We start from the raw sequence: 7,485 nt of genomic DNA, 5'->3' as shown, positions 1-7,485 counted from the left end.
GTGTCAGGGACGGCCGGCCCGGCCATCGGAGCCGCGCAGACCTCCTGGGCCTCGCCCCGCGCGCCCCGGGTCCCGACGGGAGGCGCCGCCCGCTTCACGTCCGCCTCCACCGGGCCCGCAGCCCGGCCCCCGACCGCGTCGGCGCCCGCCGCCGGGTCCACCGGATCCACCGGGTTCGCCGCCTCCGAGGCGGCCGTCCGGACCGCCGGGCCGGTCCCCGATCTGGGCCGCCCGGTCCTGCACACCACCGGCCTCGCCGGCCCGCAGGAGCGCTGGATCGTGGTCCTGCTCACCGCCCACCCCGCCGGGAGCACCTGGCAGCGCTCCACCGCCCGCACGACCGCCCTGGCCCGGGAGCTCTACCGCTTCGCGGCCCGCTGACCGCCCCGCTCCCCGGCGGCCGCCCCGGCCCCTCCGGATCGATAGGCGTCTCCTTCGGGCAGGCGTGGGAGGCCGCCGGCCCGGCGGAATCGCTCCCTTCCCGTCAGACGGTGAAGCGGCCGACGAGGTCGCGCGGGGAGTGGCTCATGCCGGCGAGTTCGACGGCATCGTGATGTGATCCGCGTCTCTCCGCGGCCGGAGCCTCAGCGCTCCCCGCCGGGCGTCGCGTCGAGGGCGGCCTCGTCGAGGGCGGCGGTCACCCGGCGCAGGGTGGCCTTGAGCGCCGCGAGCTCCTCCAGGCCGAGACCGGTCGCCGCGAAGACCCTTCCCGGGATCTCCTCGGCGCGCGCCCTGAGCCCGGCCCCGGCGGGTGTGAGCCGTACGAGCACCGAACGCTCGTCGGCGGCGCTGCGCTCCCGGCGGACCAGCCCGGCCGCCTCCATGCGCTTCAGCAGCGGCGAGAGCGTGCCCGAGTCGAGCCGCAGGGCCGCGCCGAGCTCCTTGACGGTGACGGGCTCGCGCTCCCAGAGCACCATCATCGCCAGGTACTGCGGGTAGGTGAGGCCGAGGTCGCGCAGCAGGGTCCGGTAGACGCCGTCCAGTGCCCGCGCCGTGGCGTGCACCTCGAAACAGAGCTGGTTCTCCAGCAGCAACTTCACCCTGCGCAGCATACCGTCTTGACTTCAGGCAATTTGATTGTGCACAATCAAATTGCTTCCAATCGAATGGAGATCCCATGAGCGCGCTCTACACCGCCATCGCCACCGCCTCCGGCCGCGAAGGGCGGGCGGTGTCCTCGGAGGGCCGGCTGGACGTCCGGCTGGCCCCGCCGAAGGAGCTCGGCGGCTCCGGCGAGGGCACCAATCCCGAGCAGCTGTTCGCGGCCGGTTACGCCGCCTGCTTCGCCAGCGCGCTGAGCCTGGTCGCCCGGCGGCGCAAGCTCGACGTCGCCGACGCCTCGGTGACCGCCGAGGTCGGGCTGCGGGCCGAGGGCGAGGCGTTCGGCCTGGCCGTCACCCTGCGCGTGGAGCTCCCCGACGAGCTCCACGGCGAGCCCGGCACCGCCCTGGTCGAGGCCGCCCACCAGGTCTGTCCCTACTCCAACGCCACCCGAGGCAACATCCCCGTGAACCTGGTGATCGAGTAGCCGGCGCCTCCTCGGAGCTGGCGCGCCGGCGCAGTTCGACGAGCCGGAGCCCGCCTGGGACCGGTTCTTCGTCGGGTCGTTCCCGGCCCGGCGGCGCCACCGGGCTCGCGGAACTGGTAGGACAGAGACAGCCCGCCCTGCCCCCCGCGGGCGGAGGAGTGAGAGATGACCGTCTTCACCGTCTCGTCCCACCGGCTGGGCGCGGCGCTCGTCGTCCAGGCGGGCGGCGAACTCGACTACGCCCACGCCCCCGTCTTCCGGGCCGAGCTGAGCGGGATCTGGGAGGCCGGGGCCCCCGCCACGGTGATCGTCGACGTCACCGGGTTGACCTTCTGCGACTCGGCGGGGATCGCCGAGCTGATCTGGGCTCTGAACCGCAGTCGCGACCTGGGCACGCGCCTGGTGCTCGCCGGCGTGCACGGCGTCCTGGAGCGGATCCTGGCCATCACCGGGCTACGCCCCGCCTTCGAGCTCTCCCCCACCGTCGAGGAGGCCCTCAGCGGGGCGTAGCGACGCCCGCGGTCACGCGGTTCAGCCCTTGCGGTCGACCTTCTCCGACGAGAGCACACGCGGCGCGTCCACGATCACGTCGGAGAAGATGTCCACGAGCAGGGCGAGCACGCCGCCGACCGCGATGATGCCGGCTCCCGCCCAGACCAGCGGCCAGTTGGGGCCGAAGCACAGGGCCACGCCGCCGACCGTGAATCCCGCCAGGATGACGATCACCGCGAGCCAAGACTTGGGGCTTCCTCCGTGACTTCCAGCCATGACGTCTTCCCGTTCCTCTCGATATGGGGCACCGTCGCGCGTCGTTCGCTGCGGCGACCACGCGCTCCGGCGTCTGTTGAAGGTCCTGCGGTTCGGCAGGTTCCTGCCCGGACGCCTCACGATCGTAGGCGGTATCCCCCCCCGCCCCGCGCCGCAGGTCCCGTCCTCGCGGGTCGGGCCCCTCGGCCGGGACGTCCCGGCCCCGGCCGCCGCGCCGGCCCTCGATCCGGCGGGGCGCGTGAGCAGCGGAAGGAACATACCCGGATGAAGCTGGAGCAATCCCTTGGTCTCCGGCGCGGCACCGGAGAGCGGACGTCCCGTGACGCCTGCGCTTTCCGCGCATCCCCGCCCTCTCCCCCGCATCCTCCGCCCTCCCGCGGGCACGGGCCGGGCCGCACGGCGGCGCGGACGGAAGCGGCCGGTGGACCACCTGGCATTACTCATATAATGGCACAAAACAACTTTCAGGCTACATACAGTTACCTTCCCGGCACCCGGCCCGTCAGAGGAGCCCCATGTTCCACCGCAAGCCCATCGAGGAACGGATCGCCGAGCGCGAAGCCGGGCGCAAGCCGCTCCAGGAGGGTGCGCACTTCGAGCACGGGCCTGCGAAGTTCCTGTTCATCTTCATCATCGTGTTCGTCGTCGTCGGCCACATCGCGGGACTGCTCTTCCTGATGGCCATCGGCATGCACTGAGCCCCTGACGGCCGTCGGCACGCACCGAGCCGGTCCGGCCGCGGCCAGGCGGGGAGCCGACATGCGGGCGGGGTCGCAGGCACGCGTCCGGAGGCCGGTTTCGGACATGAGAGGATGATGATCAGGCCGGGCCGGAGTTGGACTGCCCGCCGGTGACCAGGAGGTCCGCATGCCCGACATCACCCCAGAACCCGAGAACGCCGACTCGCAGCCCGAGAGCTCCGAGGAGGAGATGAAGCGCAGGTTCCGCGAGGCCCTCGAACGCAAGAGGCTCTCCCAGCCGGGAGCCGGCGAAGGCGGCCGGGGCCGGAGCGGCTCGAAGATCCACGGCGCCCACGGCCCGGCCTCCGGCAGGCGTTCCTTCCGGCGCAAGAGCGGCTGACCGGAGCGGCCGGCCCTCCGCGCACGACCCCGGTCCCGGACAGGCCCCGGTCCCGCGGATCCGGACAGGCCGCGGCCCCGGTCCCGTGGATCCGGGATCGGGGCCGTGTGCGAGTCCGGACGGCGTCTCGGGGCCGTGACCGGGCCCGTCTACCGGACGCTGCGCCTGCCGTACAGGCTCACCGCCAGGATGACGCCGACGGCGGCCACCGCGATCTGCAGGAGCAGTTCGATCCAGTCGATGCCGCCGGTGCTGGCGACGCCGAAGGCGCCGGCGATGGCGGTGCCGATGAGCGCGGCGACGATGCCGATCACGATGGTCAGCCAGATCGGGATGCCCTGCCGTCCCGGGACGACCAGGCGGCCCAGGGCTCCGATGATGGCGCCGATGACGATGGCGGTGATGATGCCGGTGACTGTCATGTTCCACACTCCCTCTCGTTCGAGCCGATCCCCGTCTGCCCTGACGGGAAGGGCCGACACATCACGGATCGATCACGGTCTCGCGACCCCTCTTGATGACCGGCCGCACCGGGGTTCCGCTCACGAGGTCTCGTCCTCGATGATCTGGAAGGCGGCGGTGGAGCCGCTCGCGGCCGATTCGATCGCGCCCTGCGTCTCGGTGATGGTGTCCCCCGCGGCGTACAGGCCCGGGACGCTGGTCCGGCAGGAGCCGTCGGTCTTGACGTAGCAGTCCTCGCGCAGGACCAGGCCCCGGTTCCGTGCGAGCCCGGAGACCAGCGGGACCGGCCGCTGGTCGAGCTGCCACAGCAGAGTCCCCCGCTCGACGACCGCGCCGCCGTCCAGTTCGACCGCGTGCAGGTCGCCGTCGTCGTGGCGCAGCCCGCGGATTTTCCCGGTCACCGTCTCCACCCCGAGGTCGTCCGCCGGCGCGCCCCCGTCGGTGAAGACGATCACATCGTCGCTCCACGCCGCGTACGCCCCGGGTGCCTTCCTGGCGAATTCCGGATCGGCGGTGACCACGCCCCAGGCGCGCCCGCGGTTCTCCCAGCCCGAGCAGAAGGGGCAGTGGATGACGGTCCGGCCCCAGCACTCCCGGAACCCCTCCAGCTCGGGAATGATGTCGATCATTCCCGTGGCGAGCAGCACCCGCCGGGCCCAGAGCGGACCTCCGCCCTTCACGACCACCTCGAACCCGCCTCCGCGCGGGTCGGGGATCAGGTCCGCGGCCTCGGACGGGAGAAGTTCGGCCATGCCGTACCGGGCGAGGTCGTTCCAGGCGCGGCTCCGGTACTCGGCGGGGCTCACCCCGTCCAGTCCGAGGATGCCGTGCACCCCGTGCGAGCACGCGTTGCGGGGGTCGGCGGGCGACTCCAGCACCGCGACGCGGCGCAGGGACCGGCTGAGCGTCATGGCCGCGGTGAGACCGGCGGGGCCGCCGCCGACGATCGCGACGTCATAGTGCTGCATGCCGGTCCCCTGCCCCCGGACCGCGATCCGTCACCCGGGCGCCCGCTTCCCCCGTTCGTTCACCGGCTTGACACCACTATGGATATAGTACTACGTTGTCACCACTTCACTTAAAGTACTTTCAATGGAGTGTCACATGCGAAAGCTCGTCTACTACGTCGGCACCTCGATCGACGGCCGCATCGCCGGACCCGGCGGGGAGTACGACTTCTATCCGGTGGGTGACGACCTCGCGGCCCACATGAACGAACGGTCCCCCGAGGCGGTCCCGGCCCACGTCCGCCGGATGATCGGACTGGAGGCCGAGCCCGTGCGATACGACACGGTGGTGATGGGCCGCGGGACGTACGAGCCCGCCATCAGCGCCGGCATCGCCTCCCCCTACAGCCCCCTCCGGCAGTACGTGGTCTCGGCCACGCTGGGCGAGATCGGCCACCCCGACGTGGAGGTGGTCTCCGGCGACCCGCTCGGCCTCGTCCGCGGACTGAAGCGACAGGAGGGCAAGGACATCTACCTGGCCGGAGGCGGCAGGCTGGCCTCCGCCCTGATGCCCGAGATCGACGAGATGATCGTCAAGCTGTACCCGGTGGTGGCCGGGGCGGGCGTCCCCCTCTTCTCCGGCGAGTTCCGCCCCACGCTGTTCGCCCTGCGCGACACCCGGCGGTTCGAGAACGGCACGACCGTGCTGACCTACGCCCGGACGTGACGTGACGGGCCGCGGCTCCGACCCCAGGCGCCCGGCCCGGTCTGGTTTGAGCCCGGCTCATCTTTCTCTTGACCGGCCGCCGTCCCGGACGGACCATGAGGCACCGGCCCCTCCGTCCCCCCGCAGAGGTACCCCCCATGGCCAGACTGTCCAGATCCCTCGCCGCCGCCTTCCTGCTGATCGGCGCCCTCGCCATGGCCGGCACCACGGCCATGGCGGCTCCCGCTCCCCCCGAGTCCGAGGTCAACGCCACCGGGCAGCCGCCCGGCAGCGCGGCCCCGGTCCGCGGGTTCGTCGACGGGCACACCCACCTGATGTCCTACGAGGCGTTCGGCGGCAGCCTGCTCTGCGGCAAGCCGTTCGACCCCGACGGCGCCCACGAGGCCCTCGTCGACTGCCCGGACCACCTGCCGCGCGGCCAGGCCGCCTGGTTCGAGAACTTCACCCGGACCGGCTCCCCCACCGGCACCCACGACCCGGTCGGCTGGCCCACCTTCCGGAGCTGGCCCGCCGCCGACTCCCTCACCCACCAGCAGACCTACCACAAGTGGGTGGAACGGGCCTGGCGAGGCGGGCTGCGCGTCCTGGTGAACCAGCTGGTCGCCAACCGGCAGCTGTGCGAGATCTATCCGCTCAAGCGCAACTCCTGCGACGAGATGGCCTCGCTGCGCCTGCAGGCCCAGCGCACCTTCGAGCTTCAGGACTTCGTCGACGCCCAGGCCGGCGGGCCCGGCCGGGGCTGGTTCCGGGTCGTGCGCTCCCCCGCCGAGGCCCGGCAGGTGATCGCGGCGGGCAGGCTGGCGGTGGTCCTGGGTGTGGAGACCTCCGAGCCCTTCGGCTGCCGGCAGACCCTGGGCATCCCGCACTGCACGAGGGCGCAGATCGACCGAGGGCTCGACGAGCTGCACGCGCTCGGCGTGCGGAGCATGTTCGTCTGCCACAAGTACGACAACGCGCTGTGCGGCGTGCGCTTCGACTCCGGCACCCAGGGCGTCATCGTCAACCTGGGCAACCTCCTGTCCAGCGGCAGGTTCTGGACCGCGCGGACCTGCACCGGGCCCGCGCACGACAACACCATCGAGAAGGCCGGGGCGCTCCCGCCCGAGCTGGCGCGGTTCCTGCCGGGCGGGGTGGGGCTCCCGCTGTACCCGCCCGCCCCGCACTGCAACACCCGCGGGCTGACGAGCCTGGGCGCGCACATGGTCGAGGGCATGATGAAGCGCGGCATGCTCGTCGAGATCGACCACATGAGCGTCAAGGCCGCCGACCGGACGCTGGGCCTGCTGGAGGCGGCCGGCTACCCGGGCGTCGTCTCCTCGCACAGCTGGACCGACCCGGGCTTCCTGCGCCGGATCTACCGGCTCGGCGGGATGGTCACCGCCTACGGTCACCACGCGGAGGATTTCGCGGAGACCTGGCGGCGGAGCGAGCCGCTGCGCGAGGAGTTCGGGCGCCCCGGGTACGGCTACGGCCTCGACGCCAACGGCCTGGGCCCGCTCCCGCCGGCCCGCCCCGGCAACGCGGGCAACCCGGTGACCTATCCCTTCACCTCCTTCGACGGCGCGGTCACGCTGGACCGGCAGCGCACCGGCGAGCGGGTCTGGGACGTCAACACCGACGGGGTCGCCCACTACGGGCTGGTCCCCGACTGGATCGAGGACATCCGGATCGTCGCGGGCGACGGGATCGTCCAGGACATGGCCGCCGGGGCCGAGGCCTACCTGCGCACCTGGGAGGGCGCCGCGTCGCGGACCCCCTGAGACGGCGGTCCGGTGGGGCCGCGCCGGACACGCGGCCGGCCGCACCGCTATGAGGCACGCGGATGCCGCGACGGCGCCGGAGACCGTCCCGGCGCGCCGGCATCCACCACGAACACCCGGACCCCGGGGCGGACGCCCCGGGGTCCTTCATGTCCGGCTCCGGCTCCGGCTCCGGCTCCGGCTCCGGCTCCGGCTCCGGCTCCGGCTCCGGCT

Annotated in this window: 10 protein-coding genes and 1 pseudogene; 7 read left to right on the top strand and 4 right to left on the bottom strand. The window is 72.7% G+C overall.

The features are described from left to right. A pseudogene (locus ACWJ6R_RS15690) lies at window positions 1-381 on the top strand (hypothetical protein); the annotation flags it as partial. 203 nt (window positions 382-584) lie between these two features. Here the strand turns inward: ACWJ6R_RS15690 and ACWJ6R_RS15685 are convergent. Further along, window positions 585-1,052: a MarR family winged helix-turn-helix transcriptional regulator gene (locus ACWJ6R_RS15685; protein WP_449062926.1), complete on the bottom strand. Its 468-nt coding sequence runs from the start codon at window positions 1,050-1,052 to the stop codon at window positions 585-587. 65 nt (window positions 1,053-1,117) lie between these two features. Here ACWJ6R_RS15685 and ACWJ6R_RS15680 point away from each other — a divergent pair, with 65 nt between their 5' ends. Further along, a complete protein-coding gene (locus ACWJ6R_RS15680) occupies window positions 1,118-1,528 on the top strand; it encodes an organic hydroperoxide resistance protein (RefSeq protein ID WP_449062925.1) in 411 nt (136 codons plus the stop codon). Window positions 1,529-1,693: 165 nt separating this feature from the next. After that, window positions 1,694-2,038 (top strand): anti-sigma factor antagonist, encoded by a 345-nt coding sequence (locus ACWJ6R_RS15675; protein WP_449062924.1) that lies wholly within the window; start codon window positions 1,694-1,696, stop codon window positions 2,036-2,038. 21 nt (window positions 2,039-2,059) lie between these two features. Here the strand turns inward: ACWJ6R_RS15675 and ACWJ6R_RS15670 are convergent, their stop codons facing one another. Continuing rightward, window positions 2,060-2,296, bottom strand: coding sequence for an HGxxPAAW family protein (locus ACWJ6R_RS15670; protein ID WP_449062923.1), 237 nt, complete (start codon window positions 2,294-2,296; stop codon window positions 2,060-2,062). A gap of 515 nt (window positions 2,297-2,811) precedes the next feature. On the opposite strand from ACWJ6R_RS15670, the gene ACWJ6R_RS15665 reads away from it, so the two are divergent. Then, on the top strand, window positions 2,812-2,994 hold the full coding sequence (locus ACWJ6R_RS15665) for a hypothetical protein (RefSeq protein ID WP_449062922.1): 183 nt from the start codon (window positions 2,812-2,814) through the stop codon (window positions 2,992-2,994). Window positions 2,995-3,163: 169 nt separating this feature from the next. Then, a complete protein-coding gene (locus ACWJ6R_RS15660; protein ID WP_449062921.1) occupies window positions 3,164-3,376 on the top strand; it encodes a DUF5302 domain-containing protein in 213 nt (70 codons plus the stop codon). A 149-nt stretch (window positions 3,377-3,525) separates the two neighbouring features. On the opposite strand, the gene ACWJ6R_RS15655 is transcribed toward ACWJ6R_RS15660, so the two are convergent. After that, entirely contained in the window at window positions 3,526-3,798 is a 273-nt protein-coding gene (locus ACWJ6R_RS15655) for a GlsB/YeaQ/YmgE family stress response membrane protein (RefSeq protein WP_449062920.1), read from the bottom strand. Window positions 3,799-3,918: 120 nt separating this feature from the next. Next, entirely contained in the window at window positions 3,919-4,806 is an 888-nt protein-coding gene (locus tag ACWJ6R_RS15650) for an NAD(P)/FAD-dependent oxidoreductase (RefSeq protein WP_449062919.1), read from the bottom strand. A 136-nt stretch (window positions 4,807-4,942) separates the two neighbouring features. Between ACWJ6R_RS15650 and ACWJ6R_RS15645 the strand changes: the two genes are divergently transcribed. Then, window positions 4,943-5,512 (top strand): dihydrofolate reductase family protein, encoded by a 570-nt coding sequence (locus tag ACWJ6R_RS15645; RefSeq protein ID WP_449062918.1) that lies wholly within the window; start codon window positions 4,943-4,945, stop codon window positions 5,510-5,512. A gap of 137 nt (window positions 5,513-5,649) precedes the next feature. Beyond that, complete coding sequence (locus ACWJ6R_RS15640; protein WP_449062917.1) at window positions 5,650-7,272, top strand: Coagulation factor 5/8 type domain-containing protein; 1,623 nt, start codon at window positions 5,650-5,652, stop codon at window positions 7,270-7,272. Window positions 7,273-7,485: the final 213 nt, after the last annotated feature.

This window comes from Planomonospora algeriensis, from assembly GCF_977012225.1.
The sequence above is the reverse complement of the archived record's forward strand: the minus strand, read 5'-3'. Positions and strand labels throughout refer to the sequence as shown.

Excerpts from the sequence above, each read along its gene's own strand:
- ACWJ6R_RS15685 (WP_449062926.1), bottom strand. The coding sequence starts at position 1,052 with ATGCTGCGCAGGGTGAAGTTGCTGCTGGAGAACCAGCTCTGTTTCGAG.
- ACWJ6R_RS15680 (WP_449062925.1), top strand. The coding sequence starts at position 1,118 with ATGAGCGCGCTCTACACCGCCATCGCCACCGCCTCCGGCCGCGAAGGG.
- ACWJ6R_RS15675 (WP_449062924.1), top strand. The coding sequence starts at position 1,694 with ATGACCGTCTTCACCGTCTCGTCCCACCGGCTGGGCGCGGCGCTCGTC.
- ACWJ6R_RS15670 (WP_449062923.1), bottom strand. The coding sequence starts at position 2,296 with ATGGCTGGAAGTCACGGAGGAAGCCCCAAGTCTTGGCTCGCGGTGATC.
- ACWJ6R_RS15665 (WP_449062922.1), top strand. The coding sequence starts at position 2,812 with ATGTTCCACCGCAAGCCCATCGAGGAACGGATCGCCGAGCGCGAAGCC.
- ACWJ6R_RS15660 (WP_449062921.1), top strand. The coding sequence starts at position 3,164 with ATGCCCGACATCACCCCAGAACCCGAGAACGCCGACTCGCAGCCCGAG.
- ACWJ6R_RS15655 (WP_449062920.1), bottom strand. The coding sequence starts at position 3,798 with ATGACAGTCACCGGCATCATCACCGCCATCGTCATCGGCGCCATCATC.
- ACWJ6R_RS15650 (WP_449062919.1), bottom strand. The coding sequence starts at position 4,806 with ATGCAGCACTATGACGTCGCGATCGTCGGCGGCGGCCCCGCCGGTCTC.
- ACWJ6R_RS15645 (WP_449062918.1), top strand. The coding sequence starts at position 4,943 with ATGCGAAAGCTCGTCTACTACGTCGGCACCTCGATCGACGGCCGCATC.
- ACWJ6R_RS15640 (WP_449062917.1), top strand. The coding sequence starts at position 5,650 with ATGGCCAGACTGTCCAGATCCCTCGCCGCCGCCTTCCTGCTGATCGGC.